The following is a 16,197-nucleotide window of genomic DNA, read 5'->3' on the forward strand; positions in this document are numbered from 1 at the left end:
GGCATCTCAGGACCCACCAGTCCTCGACAGAGGGTGGTGGACACGATCGGATCGGGCCGGAACCGCGGCGAGGAGGAAGGTCGGCGGATGCGCATCTCTTTGATGACCACGTGCCTGGTGGATGTGATGGCCCCGGACGTGGCTCGGGCGACCGTGATCCTGCTGGAGCGGCTCGGCCACGAGGTGGTGTTCGACAGGCGTCAGACCTGCTGCGGCCAGATGCACACCAACTCCGGCTACTACACCGAGGCGGCGCCCATCGTGCGCTCCTTCGTCGACACCTTCGAGCCCGCGCTGGAGAGCGTCGACGCGATCGTGATGCCGTCCGGCTCCTGCGCCGGATGCGTCCGGGACCAGCACGAGCTGGTGGCCCGGCATGAGGGCGACAGCGAGCTCGAGCAGCGTGCCGCGGCGGTCGCGGCGAAGACCTACGAGCTCTCGGAGCTGCTGGTGGACGTGCTGAAGGTGACCGATGTCGGCGCGTACTTCCCGCACTCGGTGACCTACCATCCCACCTGCCACTCGATGCGCTTCCTCAAGGTGGGGGCACGGCCGCTGAAGCTGCTGCGCGCGGTCGAGGGCCTGGAGATGAAGAACCTGCCCGAATCCGACACCTGCTGCGGCTTCGGCGGCACCTTCTCGGTGAAGAACGATGCCACCAGTGATGCGATGGTGAGCGACAAGGCCGCGAACGTGGTGCGCAGCGGTGCCGAGTTCGTCGTCGCGGGCGATGCCTCGTGCCTGATGAACATCGGCGGCAAGCTGCGCCGCACCGGCGCCTCGCCGCGCTCCGTGCACCTCGCACAGATCCTCGCCTCGACCAGGGAGGACCCCTTCGTCCCGTCGGAGACGATCCTGGGCAGGGCATCATGAACGCCAGCGTCGGTCGACGGACTGCGAGGAACGAGCGGGAGGAGATGGCGCCGTGAACTCGGTGGATCTCGGCATCCCGACCGTGCGTCCGCAGCACGCCTCCCCGAGCTCGCTGCTGCGCGGCGATCGCGGCTTCCCCGAGGCGGCCCGTGAGGAGCTCGGCGACCGGACGCTGCGCGAGAACCTCCGCGCAGCCACCTCGACGCTCCAGTCCAAGCGCGCCTCGGCGGTCCGCGAGGTGCGTGACTGGCAGAAGCTGCGCGCTGCCGGCAGTGCCCTGAAGTGGCACGTCACCGACCACCTCCCGGACCTGCTGGAGCAGCTCGAGGCGTCCGTGACCGCAGCCGGCGGCGTGGTGCACTGGGCGCGCGATGCCGAGGAGGCCGGCGAGATCGTCACCCGCCTGGCGCTCGAGCGCGGTGCCCAGGAGGTGCTGAAGGTCAAGTCGATGGCGACCCAGGAGATCGGACTCAACGAGGTGCTCGCCCGCGCCGGGATCCGGGCGATCGAGTCCGACCTCGCCGAGCTCGTCCTGCAGCTCGCCGCGGACACCCCGTCCCATCACCTGGGATCCGCGATCCACCGCAACCGGTCCGAGATCCGGGAGATCTTCCTGGCGGCCATGCCGGACCTGGAGGGGTCGATCACCGACGAACCGGCCGAGCTCGCCGCGGCGGCCCGCCGTTTCCTGCGCGAGAGGTTCCTGGACCTGCCCGGCTCGGTGGCGATCTCCGGGGCGAACTTCGCCGTCGCCGACTCCGGCACCCTGGTGGTCGTCGAGTCCGAGGGCAACGGCCGCATGTGCCTGACGCTGCCGAGGACCCTCATCTCGGTGGTCGGCATCGAGAAGATCGTGCCGAGCTTCCAGGATCTCGAGGTGTTCCTGCAGCTGCTGCCCCGCTCCTCCTCCGGGGAGCGGATGACCCCGTACACGACCCTGTTCACCGGCGTCCATGAGGGGGACGGCCCCGAGGAGTTCCATCTGGTGCTGCTGGACAACGGCCGCTCCGCAGTGCTCGAGGACCCGGAGGGACGCAGCGCCCTGCACTGCATCCAGTGCTCTGCCTGCCTGAACGTCTGCCCCGTCTACAACCGCACCGGTGGGCACGCCTACGGCTCCACCTATCCCGGTCCGATCGGTGCGATCCTCTCGCCGCAGATGACCGGCATGCATGGCAGCGATGATCCGAACTCGACGCTGCCCTACGCCTCGAGCCTGTGCGGTGCCTGCTACGACGTGTGTCCCGTCAAGATCAACATCCCCGAGGTCCTGGTGCATCTGCGGGCGGAGGACGTCGACCGCCGTCGCCGGACCCGCGGCGACTTCCACAGCAGCTGGGACCTGGCGCTCCAGGGCGCGAGCAGGCTGATGTCCTCGCCCCGTGCGTACGACCTCGCGGTGCGCTCGGCCGGTCCGCTCAGCTCGGTGCTGCCCGGGAAGAACATCGGCACGCTACCGGGTGTGCTGCCGCTGATGCCGGGCTGGACCGACCACCGTGACCTGCCCAAGCCCGGTGCCTCCTTCCGCACCTGGTGGGACCAGCACGAGAAGGACCGGGCCGCAGCGGGGCCGGCGGCCGACGGCGGCACGGCCGAGGACGCACCGCCGGGGCGGCCCGACACCGGGGACGAGGAGAGCTCATGAGCGGGTGGACGGACTCCCGCCCCGCACGCACCCCGGGGATGAGCGCCAAGGAGGAGATCCTCGCCCGGGTGCGGACCGCATTGGCGGTCCCGCGCCGCGATGAGGTCACCGAGGCCGCGGACGTGCCGCGCACCTACCAGCGGGCCGATGACAAGCAGGAGCTCCGCACCGCTCCCGAGAAGGCGCGCAGCGTGCTGGTGCAACGGCTCGAGGACTGCACCGCCACCGTCCATCGCGCCACCGCGGACACCGCGCCGGCAGTGATCGCCGCCGCGCTGGGCGGGGCGCGCAGCGTGGTGGTCCCCTCCGGTCTGCCCGCCGCCTGGCACGAGCAGGTGGACGCCTCGCTGGTGGTCGACGACGGCACCGCCACGCCGCACCAGCTCGAGGCGATCGACGCGGTGCTCACCGGCTGCCATACGGCGATCGCCCTGACCGGCACCATCGTGCTGCGCAATGATGACCGGGCAGGACGTCGCGCGATCAGCCTGGTGCCCGACCACCACGTGGTGGTCGTCGAGTCCGAGCAGGTGGTGGTCGGCGTGCCCAAGGCGATCGAGCGCATGGCGGAGACCCCGGCGGCGGCCTGGACCCTGATCTCCGGTCCCAGCGCGAGCAGTGGCATCGACCTCGAACGGGTCGAGGGCATGCACGGCCCCCGGCGCCTCGAGGTGATCCTGATCGAACCGGAACCTGACCCCGCCCCGTCCGCGACACCGGGGACGACGCCCCGCGCCGCACCCGCCGACCCCCAGGAGAAGAGTCCATGAACGACGCCGCCCCGACTGCCGGCCTCGACCTGCCCGACAGGGGCACCGCCCGCGACCGCGGAGAGCTGTTCGCCCTCGAGGCCGGGACCTACCGCGCCGAGATCTCCTCGGTGGGAGCGACCCTCGAATCCCTCACCGTCGGCGGTCGCGACCTGCTGGTGCGCAGCCCCGAGACCGGTCCGATGCAGTTCCACCGCGGGGCGATCGTCGCGCCGTGGCCCAATCGGATCGGCGACGGCACGTACACCTGGGAAGGCCAGGAGCTCCGCACCGCGCTCACCGAACCGGAGCGCGGCAATGCGCTCCACGGCCTGATCTCCTTCCAGGCCTTCACCCCGGCGACCCTCTCGGAGGACGAGCTGGTGCTGCGCACCGAGCTCTTCCCGTCCCCGGGATACCCCTTCCACCTGCTGCTGACGGTGCACTACGCGCTGGATCCGCAGGAGGGCCTCAGCACCACCGTGACCGCCCGCAACCTCGGTGCCCGGGACGCCCCCTACGGAGCCTGCCCCCATCCGTATCTGGTCGCCGGGACGGAGCCGCTGGATACATGGTCGCTGCAGGTCACCGCCGGGACCGTGCTCACCGTCACCGAGGACCGACTGCTGCCCACCGGCACCGCCCCGGTCACCCCCGACGGCGAGCTCGACTTCCGCAGCGCGAAGACCCTCGGTGCGCTGTTCCTCGACCACGCCTTCACCGATCTCGGCCGCGACGCCCAGGACCGGGTGGTGGTGACCGTCTCCGCCCCCGGCGGCACCGGGGTGGAGCTGACCGCGGGACCGGAGTGCCCGTGGCTGCAGATCCACACCGGTGACCGTCCGGAGCCGGAGAACAACCGGCTCGGCCTCGCCGTGGAGCCGATGACCTGCCCGCCCGATGCCTTCCGCAGCGGCACCGATGTGGTGCGGCTGGCCCCGGGTGCCGAGCATGCCGCGTCCTGGACCCTGCGAGGCTGGTGAGCAGCGGCCCGATCCCGGCATGAGCACAGGCCCGTCACCGATCGGTGACGGGCCTGTGCCGTGCGCGTGCGCGCCCCGGTCGGGGAGCGCTCGCGATCACTCCGCGTGGGCCTCTTCGTACGCCTTGCGGATGGTGCCGGAGATGCGCCCGCGGTCCGGGACCTCGTAGCCGGCCTCACGGGCCCACTCGCGGATCCTTGCGGAATCGTTGGAGCTGGTGCGTGCGGGAGCGGTCCCGCGAGAACGACGACCGCCCACCCGGCGCGCCTTCTCCACCCAGCTGCCCAGCTCCTCACGGAGCTTCGAGGCATTCGCCTCTGACAGGTCGATCTCGTAAGCGACTCCGTCCAGGGCGAAGTTCACCGTCTCGTCGGCCTTGTCACCGGTCAGATCGTCGATGAGCTCCACGTAGGTCTTCCGTGCCATAGGGGTTCTCCCTTGCTGGTCTGATGACGTTCTTCGTGCGAACTCTGATGAGTTCGCCATCCGCACCCAGTATCAGCTGAAAGGAGCCGGATTTCAATACGGTTCCGATATCGATTCAGGCGGAGTGATTCTGTTCATCGTTGTCGTGCAGTTCACGGTATTCCTGCTCCGCTTCGCGTTCGACGTCGCGTTCATGTCTGTCCGCGCGCATCACCGCACGCATCACGAACCAGAAGAGAAGTCCCACACCGAGGGAAGGGAGCACCGCCCCGGCTTCGAACCAGAACCCGGAATCCATCTCACACCTCCGGCTTCACGAGCGGGAAGAGAATGGTCTCGCGGATTCCCAGGCCCGTCAGCGCCATGAGCAGTCGGTCCACGCCCATGCCCATGCCGCCCGTCGGCGGCAGTGCGTACTCCATCGCCTCGAGGAAGTCCTCGTCCAGGCGCATCGCCTCGTCATCGCCCTGGGCGGCGAGCTGTGCCTGCTGTGCGAACCGTTCACGCTGGATCACCGGGTCGACCAGCTCCGAGTACCCGGTGCCGAGCTCGAACCCGCGCACGTAGAGGTCCCACTTCTCGACCACACCGGGCTGCGATCGGTGCGCCCGCACCAGCGGGCTCGTCTCGACCGGGAAGTCACGCACGAAGGTCGGTTCGTAGAGATGATCGCCGACGCGATTCTCGAACAGCTCCTCGACGAGCTTTCCGTGGCCGAACTTCGGATGATCGAGATCGAGCTCGAGACCGCGGGCGATCTCGCGAAGCCGCTGCGGGGAGGTGTCCGGGGTGATCTCCTCGCCGAGAGATTCCGAGAGGGATCCGTAGATGGTGATCTGCGCCCACTCCCCCGAGAAGTCGTACTCCGACCCGTCGGCGAGGGTGACGGTCTGGGAACCGGTGGCATGCTCGGCCGCTTCCTGCACGAGCCGCCGGGTGAGATCACCGATCGTGTCGTAGTCCCCGTAGGCCTGATATGCCTCGAGCATCGCGAACTCGGGGGAATGCGTGGAATCCGCGCCCTCGTTGCGGAAATTGCGGTTGATCTCGAAGACCCTCTCCAAGCCGCCCACGGCCGCCCGCTTGAGGAACAGCTCCGGGGCGATCCGCAGATAGAGATCCAGGTCGAAGGCGTTCATGTGGGTGACGAACGGCCGGGCCGCGGCACCGGAGGGGATCACCTGCAGCATCGGCGTCTCGACCTCGACGAAGTCGCGATCGTGGAACGAGCTGCGCAGCGAATGCATGACCTGGGCCCGCTGGCGCACGGCGTCCCGGGCCTCCTGGCGCACGATGAGGTCCACGTAGCGGTGCCGGACCCGCGACTCCTCCGAGAGACCGGTATGGAGGACCGGGAGCGGGCGCACGGCCTTGGCCGCCATCTGCCAGGTCTCGGCGAAGACGCTCAGCTCCCCGCGGCGGGAGGCGCCCACCCGGCCGTGGAAGAAGACGTGGTCGCCGAGGTCGACGTCGGCCTTGAGAGCGGCGAGCCGCTGCTCGCCGATGACCGCCTGCGAGGCCATGATCTGCAGGCGTTGCCCGGCTCCGTCCTGGAGCGTGAGGAAGGCCAGCTTGCCGGTGTTGCGCTGGAAGACGACACGGCCGGCGACGCCGACGACGTCCTGGGTCTCCTCACCGGCGTCGAGGTGGTCGTACTGCGCACGCACCTCGGCGATGGTGGTGGTCACCGGCACCGAGACGGGATAGGCCTCCTCGCCGCGAGCCAGCAGCCGCTCCCGCTTGGACTTGCGGACCGCGACCTGGTCGGAGGTGTCCGTCGTGTCGAGGGCAGGGGGAATCTCGCTCATGGGCCGATTGTCTCATCACTGCCGCTGGGAACGCCTCTCGGATCAGGGTGCTGTCACCACCGCCACAGCGGCGTCCAGCAGTCGGGTGCCCTCGACGGTGCCGGCGAGCACCACCAGCACCTCCCCGCGGTGCTCGGGGCCTATCGGCTCGAGGGTGGCCGGGTCCAGGGCATGGGCGTAGTCCCAGTCGATCTCGGCACGCTCGAGGGCTTCGCGCAGCACGGACCGGATCGCTCCCGCCGAGGGCGCGGCGGCACGCGCGGCGGCGATCGTGCGGGACAGGGCCAGCGCCTGCTCCCGGCCCGCCTCGCCGAGATAGGCGTTGCGGCTGGAGCGGGCCAGGCCCGACGGCTCGCGCTGGATCTCGACGGGCTCGATCCGCACCGGCAGGTCGAGGTCGCCGACCAGGCGCTGGATGATCGCCAGCTGCTGGGCGTCCTTGCGCCCGAACACGCTGAGGTGCGGGGCCGTCAGCTGCAGCAGCTTGGCCACCACGGTCACCACGCCGTCGAAGTGGCCGGGCCGCGCCGCCCCTTCGAGGATCCTGCCCGCCGCACCGGCGGTGACCGAGACCATCGGCGGCAGCACCGGGTACAGCTCCTGGACCGACGGAGCGAAGACCACGTCGACGAGCCCGTCGACCAGGGCCAGATCCTGCTCGAGGGTGCGCGGGTAGGCCTCGTAGTCCTCGCCGGGGCCGAACTGGAGGGGGTTGACGAAGTCGGTGAGGATCACGTGGTCGGCGAGCTCCCGGGCCCGTTCGACCAGCGCCAGGTGGCCGGCGTGCAGCGCTCCCATGGTGAGCACCGCGGCGACGGTGCCGTCCATCGCGGCGCGCCGTGCGCGCAGCTCGGCCCTGGTGGTGATGAGCCTCGTGGCTGCGGGGCCGGCGTCCTCGCGCGGCGGGTCCTGGGTCATGCCTCGTCCTCCCTCGGCGGCCGGGCCTCCAGCAGCACCCGGATCCTCTCCCGGGTGTCCTCCGGGAGTCTGGCACGGGACAGCGCCGCCAGCGCCAGCGCCCGGTAGGTGTCGGAGACATCGCCCCGCTCCCCCGGCGTCCCGGTGGCGTCGAGGTCCGCCAGCGCGTCGAGGTGCGCGCCGACGGTGCCGGCGTCCCCCCGCACGACGGGCCCGGTCAGCGCCTTCGCACCGTGGCGCAGGGACTCGTCCAGCGCGGCCTCCAGCAGCGGGCGCAGATAGGCTCCGGGGTCCTCGATCCCCAGCCGGGACAGGGCCTCGCGCGCCTGGTCCACGAGCACGACGAGGTGGTTGGCGGCGTGTGCGAGACCGGCGTGGTAGAGCGGTCGGTCGCCCTCGGCGATCACCACGGACTCGCCGCCGAGCTCGACCGCGAGGGCGGCGGCGACGGGCAGCAGCTCGGGCGGGGCGGTGATCCCCATCGGGCAGCCGATCAGGCGAGCGAGGTCGGACCGGGTGCCGGTGAAGGTCATCGCGGGGTGCAGGGCGAGGGTCGCACTGCCTGCCCGCGCCAGCGGCGCCAGCACCTCGGTGCCGAAGCGTCCGGAGGTGTGCACGACCAGCTGCCCGCCGGGGACCATGCCGGTCGCCGCGATGCCGGCGGCCAGCGGTGCCAGCTGGTCGTCGGGCACCGCCAGCAGGAGCATCTCGCTGCGTTCGACGAGGGCGGGGACGTCGAGCAGCGGCACGCCCGGGAGCAGCGCGGCGGCGCGGTCCCGGGAGGCGTCGGAGACGGCGTAGGCGCCGGTGATCGCGTGGCCCTCGGCGCGCAGCGCGGCGCCGAGCACGGCCCCCACCCGGCCCGCTCCGATCACCCCGATGCCCAGCCGCGGCGGGGTCACTGCGGTCCCCCGGCCGGTCCCGCCGGGGCGCCGCCGATCGCCAGTGCGGGCTGCGGCCAGTGCTCCCGGTCCCGATAGCGGCGCAGGGTGGCGGCGTCGCGGGCGAGCACGGCGTGGAGCGCGAGGACGTCACGGCGGGGAAGGTCCGACAGCTGCATGGTCTCGCCGGCGACGCCGACCTGCAGGTCCAGGACCCCCAGCTTCCGGGCGAAGGGGCCGTCCTGGACGGTGAGGCCCTGGAGCCGTTCCCGGGGGATGATCTCCAGGTGCCGCGTGAGGATCCCGCTGCGCTGGATCAGCGCCCCCGGCAGGAGCACCGCCACGCGGGTCCGTCGGGCGATCCAGAAGCCGCGGACCGGCGTGCGCAGCCCGTCGATCTCCCGGGCCGGAGCGGAGAGCAGATGCTCGATGGTCCCGGGATCGTCCGGGGTGCCCAGCGGCGCGGCCAGGTGGCCGAGCGTCGCCCGCAGCTCCTCGCGGGTGCCGACCGGCAGCACGTGCGCGGCCCCGTTCTCCTCGCTGTCCTCGATGCCGGCGACGGTGACGCTGACCCCGGTCCAGTCGGGCCCGCGCCACAGCAGCGGCCGGCGCAGCGCGAAGCGCTGGATGCGCCCCGCGGCGATGTTGTCGGTGCGGGTGTTGGCCAGCCCGCGCCGCATCCGCAGGCCGCGCTCGGTGATGCGGGAGACGAAGCCCCACCCGGACTCGATGCGGCCGAAGACGTACTTCGGGATCGCGATCGCGGTGGGCAGCAGGGCCACCAGGATCGCGAAGGACACGCCGTCCTGCCAGATCGTCAGGCCGATCGCCGCCAGCACGCCGACGACGCCCACGAGGATGCTGAGGAGGAAGCCCGGGTCGCGCAGCAGCGAATGGACCAGGCGCCGGGTCGGGATCTGCGCGATCAGCTCCCCGTCGGTGACGTCATCGTGGAGGAATCCCTCCCGCGGGTGTCCGGCCGGTCCCTCCGCACCCGCCCGCGGGTCGGCTGCTGCCGGGGCCTGCGACGGAGCTCGCCGATCCCCCGCCGGCGAGGCCGCCTCCGAGCCGGCCGCCGGGTCCCGATCCGGCTCCCGTGCCGGGGCATCGAGCGCGGCGACGTCGAGGATGCCGCGGCGCAGCTGCTCGGCGTCCCCGGAGCGGATGTACTCGATGTCGAGGTAGGAGTCACCGCCGCCGGCGACCTCGACCCGCACCTTCGCCAGGCCCAGCAGGCGCGCCAGCAGCGGCCGCTCGACCGAGACCGACTCGATGCGGGCACGGGGGGCGTACTCCTGTGACCGGCTGATCATGCCGCGGTGCAGGGAGACCCCGGCCTCGTCGACCGCATAGGTGGTGAACCACCAGCTGAGCGCCGAGAGGACGATGGCGATCACGACGACCACCACCAGCACGCCCATCCCGATCAGGGCGCGCATCACGGTGAAGTCCTCGGCCAGGCGGGCGATGTTCTGTGCGGTGAGCACGGCGATGACGCCCACCACGATCTTCCATCCGGTCACCAACGGGGTGATCGGGTGGGTGCGGCGGCGCGCGGCCGTGGATCCGGGCTCGGCGGCGGGAGCCGGCGCGGACGGGGAGTCGGACTCGGCGGCACCGTGATCGGGGGTGCTCACAGCGCCGCCATGGTCTCGATGCCACGAGCGGTCAGCAGCGCGCGCAGGCGTTCCGCCTCCGCCTTCGGCAGTCCCGGCAGGACGACGGTCGAGGCGCCGTTGGCCGTGCTCACCGTCAGCTTCGCGAGCCCGTACCGACGATCCACCGGTCCCTCGTCGATCTTCACCGACTGCACCCGGCCGTACGGGATGGTCTGGACGGAGCGGAACATGATGCCGCTGGCGATGGTGAGGTCCTCCTCGGCGTCGAGATAGCCGATGGCCCGCACCCGGCGCGGCGTGAGCAGCAGGTGCTGGAGCAGGATCAGCAGCGGCAGCAGGCCCAGTGCGGCGAGCCACCACATCCCGGTCAGCGCGGCCGCCGTGATCGCGCCGGCGATCATCAGCGCCCAGATCACGTCGCCGACGATGCCCGCCACGTAGCGGGCAGGGATCAGCGAGGTCGAGACCGGCCGCAGGGCGCCCGCGCCGAGCAGCCCCTCGGGATCGTCCGGCAGCGCCGGACGGGGCGCCCCGGCATCGGGGCCGGCCGGCGGCGCGGTGGCCCGCGGCGTGCCCGGCACGGGGTCCGACGCGATGGCCGGGACGGTCGGCGCGGCGGGATCAGGGGTGGAGCTCATGGGCACCATCGTGTCATCTCCGGGCCCGTTCGCATCCTGCGCAGGGTCGGCGCCGGATCCGCCGAAGGTCGACGATCGGCGGCCGTCCCCCGGCTCAGCTGCCGGCCCCCGCCCGCTCACGGGTCCCGTCCCCGTCATCGGGCGGCAGCTGGCCCCAGCGCTCGACGACCACGCCCAGCACCCCCAGCACGATCCCGGCGAGAGCGGCCGCCGCGGTGGGCAGGATCCCCCGCCACGGATCCCCGGTGCCCGTCAGGAGCAGGAACAGCGCCTGCCCGACGAAGATCCCGCCGACCACGGCCCCGGTGTAGGCACAGGCCCGGGCGAGCAGCACGGTGCGATAGGCGGTGGGCAGGTCGATCTGGTGGCGGCGCGGGGCGAAGCTCGGATGCTCGCTGCGCTCGGCGCTCTCGAGCATGTAGCGCCGCAGCGGCAGGCCGAACAGCAGCAGCACAGCGCCCAGCACCAGCAGCACCACCGTGGTGAGCCAGCCGGCGATCGGCAGGGCATGGCCGCGGGCGGCCAGGGCCTCCAGCATCTGCGCCCCGAAGCCTGCACCGACCACGAGGATCAGCACCAGGACCGGCACGTTCAGGGGTCTCACAAGATCCCGTACCCCTCGACCTCGGGGCCGGGACGCAGCCCCTCGCGATCCTCGGCGGTCGCCAGCAGTGCGCCGATCGGGCCGTGCCCCGGCAGCTCGGCGTCGGGACGCGCGGCGTGCCAGGGGGCCAGCACGAAGGCGCGCAGGTGGGCGCGCGGATGCGGCACGACGAGGGCCTCGTCCGCGCTGGTCCAGTCGCCGTAGGTGATCACATCCACGTCGAGGGTGCGCGGCCCCCAGCGCACCAGCCGTTCGCGGCGGGCGGCGTGCTCCGCGCGCTGCGCCGCCTCGAGCAGCCCGAACGGGCCCAGGCTCGTGCGCACCCCGATCACGGAGTTCAGGAACGCGCCCTGGTCCGCCGGGCCGCCGACGGGAGCGGTCTCCAGCACCGGAGCGGTCCACTCCACCTCGATGCCGTCCGTCCCGGCCAGCAGCTCGAGCGCGCCGTGGAGGTGCCGGGCGCGGTCACCGAGGTTGGTGCCGAGCGCGAGCACCGCGTCGACCCCGGCGGCGTCCCGCTGGATGCTCACGGTGACGTCGCCGACGGGCAGCCCGACCGGTGCGGCCGGCTTGTGGATCCGGACCCCGACCCGACGCACCAGCGGATGGCCGGTGTCGGTGAGGATCCGCTGGGCGATCCGCTCCGCGAGGGTCTCGACCAGCGCATGAGGGCCGCCGGTGAGCTCCTCGTGGACGGCGTGCGCCACCTCGGCGTAGTTCACGGTGCGCGAGAGCGCATCGGTGCGGCCCGCCGGTCCGGTGGCCAGGTGGAGGGTGATATCGGCGAGGAACTGCTGACCGAGCTGCGTCTCCGCCTCCAGCACCCCGTGATGGCCCCAGGCGCGGATCCCGGTCACCTCGATGCGGTCCAGACGCTCCGGGCCGACGACCGGCCCTCCCCTCTCCGCGTTCATCGGCGGATGCTCCGGCGCAGCCTGTCGCCGACCCGCACCGCGGCGACGGAGGAGGCGACCTCATGCACCCGCACCGCCCACGCGCCGTGCTCGGCGCTGTAGGCGCTGATCGCCGCGGTCGCAAGATCACGGTCCACACCGAGGGCGCCCACGAAGCGCTTGCGGGAGGCGCCGATGAGGATCGGCAGATCATGGGAGGCGATCGCGTCCCAGCCCGCCAGCACCTCCCAGTTCTGCTCCCCCGTCTTGGAGAATCCCAGACCGGGGTCCACGACGAGGAAGCGGTCCTCGACCCCCGCCTCGCGCAGCGCCGCGAGGCGCTCGGCGAGCTCGGCCGCGCTGTCGCGCGCCACGTCCTCGTAGAGGGCCAGCTCGTTCATCACGTCGCTGTGGCCGCGCCAGTGCATCGCGATGAACACCGGCGGGGTGCCCAGGCGGGTGCGGAGCCGTGCCGCCTCGCCGCCCATGTCCACGTCCGCGCGCCCGGCGGAGACGTCGTTGACGATCAGGGCGCCCGCCTCGACGCTCGCCGCGGCGACGGCGGCGCGCATGGTGTCCACGCTGACCACGACATCCTCGGCGGCCAGCGCCGAGACGACCGGCAGCACCCGGCGCAGCTCCTCGTCCTCGTCCACGCGCGGGGCACCGGGCCGGGTCGACTCCCCGCCGACGTCGACGATCGCGGCCCCCTGGGCCACCAGGCGCCGGCCATGCGCGATCGCGGCGGGCGGGGCGTCGTGCGCACCGCCGTCGGAGAAGGAGTCCGGAGTGACGTTCAGGACGCCCATCACCAGCGTGCCCTCACCGTCCAGGCGGTCCGGGAGCCCGGCGGGGCGGCGGAGCGGACTGCTCGCTGTGCTCATGGCCCGGACGCTCATGACCCGTGCAGGAGCGCCATGGCCTCGCCGCGGGTGCTGGCGTTCTCCCGCAGCATGCCCCGCACCGCGCTGGTCACCGTGCGGGCCCCGGCCGCACGCACACCCCGCATCGACATGCACATGTGCTCGGCCTCGATCACGACGATCGCCCCGCTGGCGCCGAGCTCGTCCATCAGTGCGTCGACGATCTGGGAGGTCAGTCGCTCCTGCACCTGAGGGCGCTGGGCGTAGACGTTCACCAGCCGCGCGAGCTTGCTCAGACCGGTGACCACTCCCCCGCCGGGGATGTATCCGATGTGGGCGGCACCGTGGAAGGGCAGCAGATGGTGCTCGCACATCGAGTAGAACGCGATGTCGCGCACCAGCACGAGCTCCTGGTGATCGATGTCGAAGGTCGTCGACAGCGGGACGCTCGCATCCTGCTGCAGGCCCTGGAAGACCTCGGTGTACATCCGGGCCACCCGCGCCGGCGTCTGCTGCAGGCCGTCACGGTCCGGGTCCTCGCCGATCGCGGAGAGGATCTCCCGGACGGCGGCCTCGATGCGGGGCTGGTCCACGGCCATCTCAGCGCCCCGTCCCGTCGCCGGTGTCGTACCCGTAGCCGCCGCCGTAGCCGCCACCGCCCGGTCCTGGCTCGCCGCTGTGCGGGGCGCCGGGGATCTGCGGGTCGTCACCACCCGGGTGGGGCAGCTCGGGCGGGTTCGGCTGGAGCGGCTCGCCGGCGTCGTGGGACTCGGTCCCCGTCGCGGTGGTGGTGCTGCCGGCCGAGGGCGCGGCCAGTGCGGGACGCTCGGAGCTCGAGACCCACACGTCGCGCGGCGGCTGCTTCTTCACGTCCCGGAAGATCTCGGCGAGCTCGTGCTCGTTCAGGGTCTCCCGCTCCAGCAGCTCATCGACCAGGTGGTCCAGCACGTGGCGGTTCTCCACGATCACCGACCAGGCCTCGTCCAGCGCGGTGTCCAGCAGCTCGCGGACCTCCTGGTCGACCAGGCTCGCGGTCTCGGCGCTGAAGCGGGGGGGCTGCCCCTGCTGCATGCCGACGAAGACCTCATCCTGTTCGCCCGAGAGAGCCACCTGGCCGACGGTCACGCTCATGCCCAGCTGCATCACCATGGCGCGCGCGATCTTGGTCGCGTTCTGCAGGTCCGAGCTGGGCCCGGTGGTGACGTCGTGGAAGATGCTCTCCTCCACCGCGTAGCCGCCCATCGCGTAGGCGAGCCGGTCCAGCAGCTCGTTGCGGGACTGGTAGTTGCGATCCTGGGTGGGCACCACCATGGTGTAGCCGCCGGCCCGGCCGCGCGGCAGGATCGTCACCTTGGTGACCGGGGCGGAGTTGTTCATCGCCGCCGCGACCAGGGCGTGCCCGCCCTCGTGGTACGCGGTCATCTGGCGCTCGCGCTCGGTCATCACCTTCGAGTACCGCTGCGGGCCCATGGAGACGCGGTCGATGGCCTCGTCCAGGGCGCGGTTGTCGATGATCTGATTGCCGGAGCGGGCGGTGAGCAGGGCCGCCTCGTTCAGCACGTTGGCGAGGTCGGCGCCGGACATGCCGATGGTGCGCTTGGCGACGTGCTCGAGATCGACATCGTGCGCCAGCGGCTTGCCCTTGGAGTGCACGCCGAGGATGTGCAGGCGACCCTTCATGTCCGGTGCCTCGACGCCGATCTGACGGTCGAAGCGACCGGGGCGCAGCAGTGCCGGATCCAGGATGTCCACACGGTTGGTGGCGGCGATGAGGATGACGTTCTGGTTCTCGTCGAACCCGTCCATCTCCACCAGCATCTGGTTCAGCGTCTGCTCGCGCTCGTCGTGCCCGCCGCCCATGCCGGCGCCGCGATGGCGGCCGACGGCGTCGATCTCGTCGATGAAGATGATCGCCGGTGCGTTCTCCTTCGCAGTGTTGAACAGGTCGCGCACACGGCTGGCGCCGACGCCCACGAACATCTCCACGAAGTCGGAGCCGGAGATCGAGTAGAAGGGCACGTTCGCCTCGCCGGCCACGGCCTTGGCGAGCAGGGTCTTGCCGGTGCCGGGCGGGCCGTAGAGCAGCACGCCCTTGGGGATCTTCGCGCCGACGGCCTGGTAGCGGCCGGGGTCGACCAGGAACTGCTTGATCTCGTCGAGCTCCTCGACGGCTTCCTCGGCACCGGCGACGTCCGTGAAGGTGACCTTCGGGGCCTCCTTGTTGAACAGCTTCGCCTTGGACTTGCCGAACTGCATCGCCTTGCCGCCGCCCTGGGCGTTCATGATCAGGAACCAGAACAGGCCGATGAAGAGCAGCAGGGGCAGGAAGGTGAGCAGGAGCGAGGACCACCAGGAGCTGCTGGCGATCTCGTCGGTGAAGCCCTTCTCGGGAGCCGCCTCCGCGACGGCCTGCACGATCTCCTCGCCGCGGGCATCGACGTAGGAGAAGCGCACCTGGGTGCCCTTGCTCTCCTCGCCGTCGACGAAGTCCTCGGACAGGACCAGGTCGACGCGCTGCTGATTGCCGTCGATGATCTTGGCCTGCTCGACGGTGCTGCCCTGCAGCAGCTCGAGGCCCTGCTGGGTGTCGATCTGCTCGTAGCCGTCCCGCCCGAACAGGGAGAACATGGCCATGCCCAGGAGCAGGGCGATGATGATCCAGAGGGCGAGCCCGGAGAAGGGACGACGCTTCTTGCTGCCCGAGCTCTTGGGGTTCTTGGCGGAATCTGCCACGGGATCAGTCCTCGTAGATCGAGCGCAAGAGCACGCCCACGTAGGGGAGGTTGCGGTAGTTCTCGGCGAAGTCGAGGCCGTAGCCGATCACGAACTCGTTCGGGATGTCGAAGCCGATGTACTTCACGTCGATGTCGACGCGTGCGGCGTCGGGCTTGCGCAGCAGGGCCGCGATCTCGACGCTCTTGGGGCCGCGGGAGCGGAGGTTGGACAGCAGCCACTTCAGGGTCAGGCCGGAGTCGATGATGTCCTCGACGATCAGCACGTTGCGGCCGGTGATGTCCCCGGAGAGGTCCTTGAGGATGCGCACGACGCCCGAGGACTTCGTGCCCGAGCCGTAGGAGGAGACCGCCATCCAGTCCATCTCGACCTTGAGGTCGATCTGACGTGCGAGATCCGCCATCACCATCACCGCCCCCTTGAGGACGCCGACCAGGATCGGCGGTTCGTCCGCATAGTCCTCGGCGATCTGCTCTCCGAGCTCGGCGAGCCGTTCGCGGATCTGCTGCTCGTCCAGCAGCACGCGGTCGACATCGGGGTGGGGGTGCGTCTGGGGCACGCGGA

At 71.4% G+C, this 16,197-nt stretch carries 17 protein-coding genes; 4 read left to right on the forward strand and 13 right to left on the reverse strand.

The window, feature by feature from the left end; all coding sequences use genetic code 11:
- Positions 1-87: 87 nt before the first annotated feature.
- From CFK38_RS13045 to CFK38_RS13060, 4 genes are read left to right on the forward strand one after another with little or no spacing between them, the layout of a single operon-like run.
- Positions 88-873, forward strand: a complete 786-nt coding sequence (locus CFK38_RS13045; RefSeq protein WP_096804356.1) for a (Fe-S)-binding protein — start codon at positions 88-90, stop codon at positions 871-873.
- A 52-nt stretch (positions 874-925) separates the two neighbouring features.
- Positions 926-2,518 (forward strand): lactate utilization protein B, encoded by a 1,593-nt coding sequence (locus CFK38_RS13050; RefSeq protein WP_096803456.1) that lies wholly within the window; start codon positions 926-928, stop codon positions 2,516-2,518.
- A complete protein-coding gene (locus CFK38_RS13055) occupies positions 2,515-3,288 on the forward strand; it encodes a LutC/YkgG family protein (RefSeq protein WP_096803457.1) in 774 nt (257 codons plus the stop codon). Before CFK38_RS13050 ends, CFK38_RS13055 begins: the two co-directional genes overlap by 4 nt.
- Positions 3,285-4,250 carry an aldose 1-epimerase family protein gene (locus tag CFK38_RS13060; RefSeq protein ID WP_096803458.1) on the forward strand — a complete coding sequence of 322 codons (966 nt, stop codon included), beginning with the start codon at positions 3,285-3,287 and terminating at the stop codon, positions 4,248-4,250. The genes CFK38_RS13055 and CFK38_RS13060 overlap by 4 nt, the downstream gene beginning before the upstream one ends.
- Before the next feature lie 96 nt (positions 4,251-4,346).
- On the opposite strand, the gene CFK38_RS13065 is transcribed toward CFK38_RS13060, so the two are convergent.
- From CFK38_RS13065 to hpt, 13 genes are all read right to left on the reverse strand, one after another.
- Complete coding sequence (locus tag CFK38_RS13065) at positions 4,347-4,676, reverse strand: histone-like nucleoid-structuring protein Lsr2 (protein WP_096803459.1); 330 nt, start codon at positions 4,674-4,676, stop codon at positions 4,347-4,349.
- Positions 4,677-4,791: 115 nt separating this feature from the next.
- Positions 4,792-4,974, reverse strand: coding sequence for a hypothetical protein (locus tag CFK38_RS13070; protein WP_096803460.1), 183 nt, complete (start codon positions 4,972-4,974; stop codon positions 4,792-4,794).
- A 1-nt stretch (position 4,975) separates the two neighbouring features.
- Positions 4,976-6,484 (reverse strand): lysine--tRNA ligase, encoded by a 1,509-nt coding sequence (gene lysS, locus CFK38_RS13075; RefSeq protein ID WP_096803461.1) that lies wholly within the window; start codon positions 6,482-6,484, stop codon positions 4,976-4,978.
- Positions 6,485-6,526: 42 nt separating this feature from the next.
- The gene (panC, locus tag CFK38_RS13080) at positions 6,527-7,402 is read right to left on the reverse strand and encodes a pantoate--beta-alanine ligase (protein WP_096803462.1); all 876 of its coding nucleotides are present in this window, start codon (positions 7,400-7,402) and stop codon (positions 6,527-6,529) included.
- Positions 7,399-8,304: a Rossmann-like and DUF2520 domain-containing protein gene (locus CFK38_RS13085; RefSeq protein ID WP_096803463.1), complete on the reverse strand. Its 906-nt coding sequence runs from the start codon at positions 8,302-8,304 to the stop codon at positions 7,399-7,401. The genes panC and CFK38_RS13085 overlap by 4 nt, the downstream gene beginning before the upstream one ends.
- Complete coding sequence (locus CFK38_RS13090) at positions 8,301-9,920, reverse strand: PH domain-containing protein (protein ID WP_096803464.1); 1,620 nt, start codon at positions 9,918-9,920, stop codon at positions 8,301-8,303. The genes CFK38_RS13085 and CFK38_RS13090 overlap by 4 nt, the downstream gene beginning before the upstream one ends.
- Positions 9,917-10,540 carry a PH domain-containing protein gene (locus CFK38_RS13095; protein ID WP_096804357.1) on the reverse strand — a complete coding sequence of 208 codons (624 nt, stop codon included), beginning with the start codon at positions 10,538-10,540 and terminating at the stop codon, positions 9,917-9,919. The genes CFK38_RS13090 and CFK38_RS13095 overlap by 4 nt, the downstream gene beginning before the upstream one ends.
- Before the next feature lie 94 nt (positions 10,541-10,634).
- Positions 10,635-11,144 carry a DUF3180 domain-containing protein gene (locus CFK38_RS13100; protein WP_096803465.1) on the reverse strand — a complete coding sequence of 170 codons (510 nt, stop codon included), beginning with the start codon at positions 11,142-11,144 and terminating at the stop codon, positions 10,635-10,637.
- Complete coding sequence (folK, locus tag CFK38_RS13105; RefSeq protein WP_096803466.1) at positions 11,141-12,058, reverse strand: 2-amino-4-hydroxy-6-hydroxymethyldihydropteridine diphosphokinase; 918 nt, start codon at positions 12,056-12,058, stop codon at positions 11,141-11,143. Before folK ends, CFK38_RS13100 begins: the two co-directional genes overlap by 4 nt.
- Positions 12,055-12,921, reverse strand: a complete 867-nt coding sequence (gene folP / locus CFK38_RS13110) for a dihydropteroate synthase (protein WP_096803467.1) — start codon at positions 12,919-12,921, stop codon at positions 12,055-12,057. The genes folK and folP overlap by 4 nt, the downstream gene beginning before the upstream one ends.
- An 11-nt stretch (positions 12,922-12,932) precedes the next feature.
- Positions 12,933-13,499 carry a GTP cyclohydrolase I FolE gene (gene folE, locus CFK38_RS13115; RefSeq protein WP_096803468.1) on the reverse strand — a complete coding sequence of 189 codons (567 nt, stop codon included), beginning with the start codon at positions 13,497-13,499 and terminating at the stop codon, positions 12,933-12,935.
- Position 13,500: 1 nt separating this feature from the next.
- Positions 13,501-15,633, reverse strand: a complete 2,133-nt coding sequence (ftsH, locus tag CFK38_RS13120; protein WP_096803469.1) for an ATP-dependent zinc metalloprotease FtsH — start codon at positions 15,631-15,633, stop codon at positions 13,501-13,503.
- A gap of 4 nt (positions 15,634-15,637) precedes the next feature.
- A complete protein-coding gene (gene hpt, locus CFK38_RS13125; protein ID WP_096804358.1) occupies positions 15,638-16,192 on the reverse strand; it encodes a hypoxanthine phosphoribosyltransferase in 555 nt (184 codons plus the stop codon).
- Between the last annotated feature and the right edge of the window lie 5 nt (positions 16,193-16,197).

The sequence above is a fragment of the Brachybacterium vulturis genome (assembly GCF_002407185.1).
Taxonomy (GTDB): domain Bacteria; phylum Actinomycetota; class Actinomycetes; order Actinomycetales; family Dermabacteraceae; genus Brachybacterium; species Brachybacterium vulturis.

What these genes read in the sequence shown, in the direction of transcription:
- CFK38_RS13045 (WP_096804356.1), top strand. Translation starts at nt 88, where the DNA reads ATGCGCATCTCTTTGATGACCACGTGCCTGGTGGATGTGATGGCCCCG.
- CFK38_RS13055 (WP_096803457.1), top strand. Translation starts at nt 2,515, where the DNA reads ATGAGCGGGTGGACGGACTCCCGCCCCGCACGCACCCCGGGGATGAGC.
- CFK38_RS13060 (WP_096803458.1), top strand. Translation starts at nt 3,285, where the DNA reads ATGAACGACGCCGCCCCGACTGCCGGCCTCGACCTGCCCGACAGGGGC.
- CFK38_RS13065 (WP_096803459.1), bottom strand. Translation starts at nt 4,676, where the DNA reads ATGGCACGGAAGACCTACGTGGAGCTCATCGACGATCTGACCGGTGAC.
- CFK38_RS13070 (WP_096803460.1), bottom strand. Translation starts at nt 4,974, where the DNA reads ATGGATTCCGGGTTCTGGTTCGAAGCCGGGGCGGTGCTCCCTTCCCTC.
- lysS (WP_096803461.1), bottom strand. Translation starts at nt 6,484, where the DNA reads ATGAGCGAGATTCCCCCTGCCCTCGACACGACGGACACCTCCGACCAG.
- panC (WP_096803462.1), bottom strand. Translation starts at nt 7,402, where the DNA reads ATGACCCAGGACCCGCCGCGCGAGGACGCCGGCCCCGCAGCCACGAGG.
- CFK38_RS13095 (WP_096804357.1), bottom strand. Translation starts at nt 10,540, where the DNA reads ATGAGCTCCACCCCTGATCCCGCCGCGCCGACCGTCCCGGCCATCGCG.
- folK (WP_096803466.1), bottom strand. Translation starts at nt 12,058, where the DNA reads ATGAACGCGGAGAGGGGAGGGCCGGTCGTCGGCCCGGAGCGTCTGGAC.
- folP (WP_096803467.1), bottom strand. Translation starts at nt 12,921, where the DNA reads ATGAGCACAGCGAGCAGTCCGCTCCGCCGCCCCGCCGGGCTCCCGGAC.
- folE (WP_096803468.1), bottom strand. Translation starts at nt 13,499, where the DNA reads ATGGCCGTGGACCAGCCCCGCATCGAGGCCGCCGTCCGGGAGATCCTC.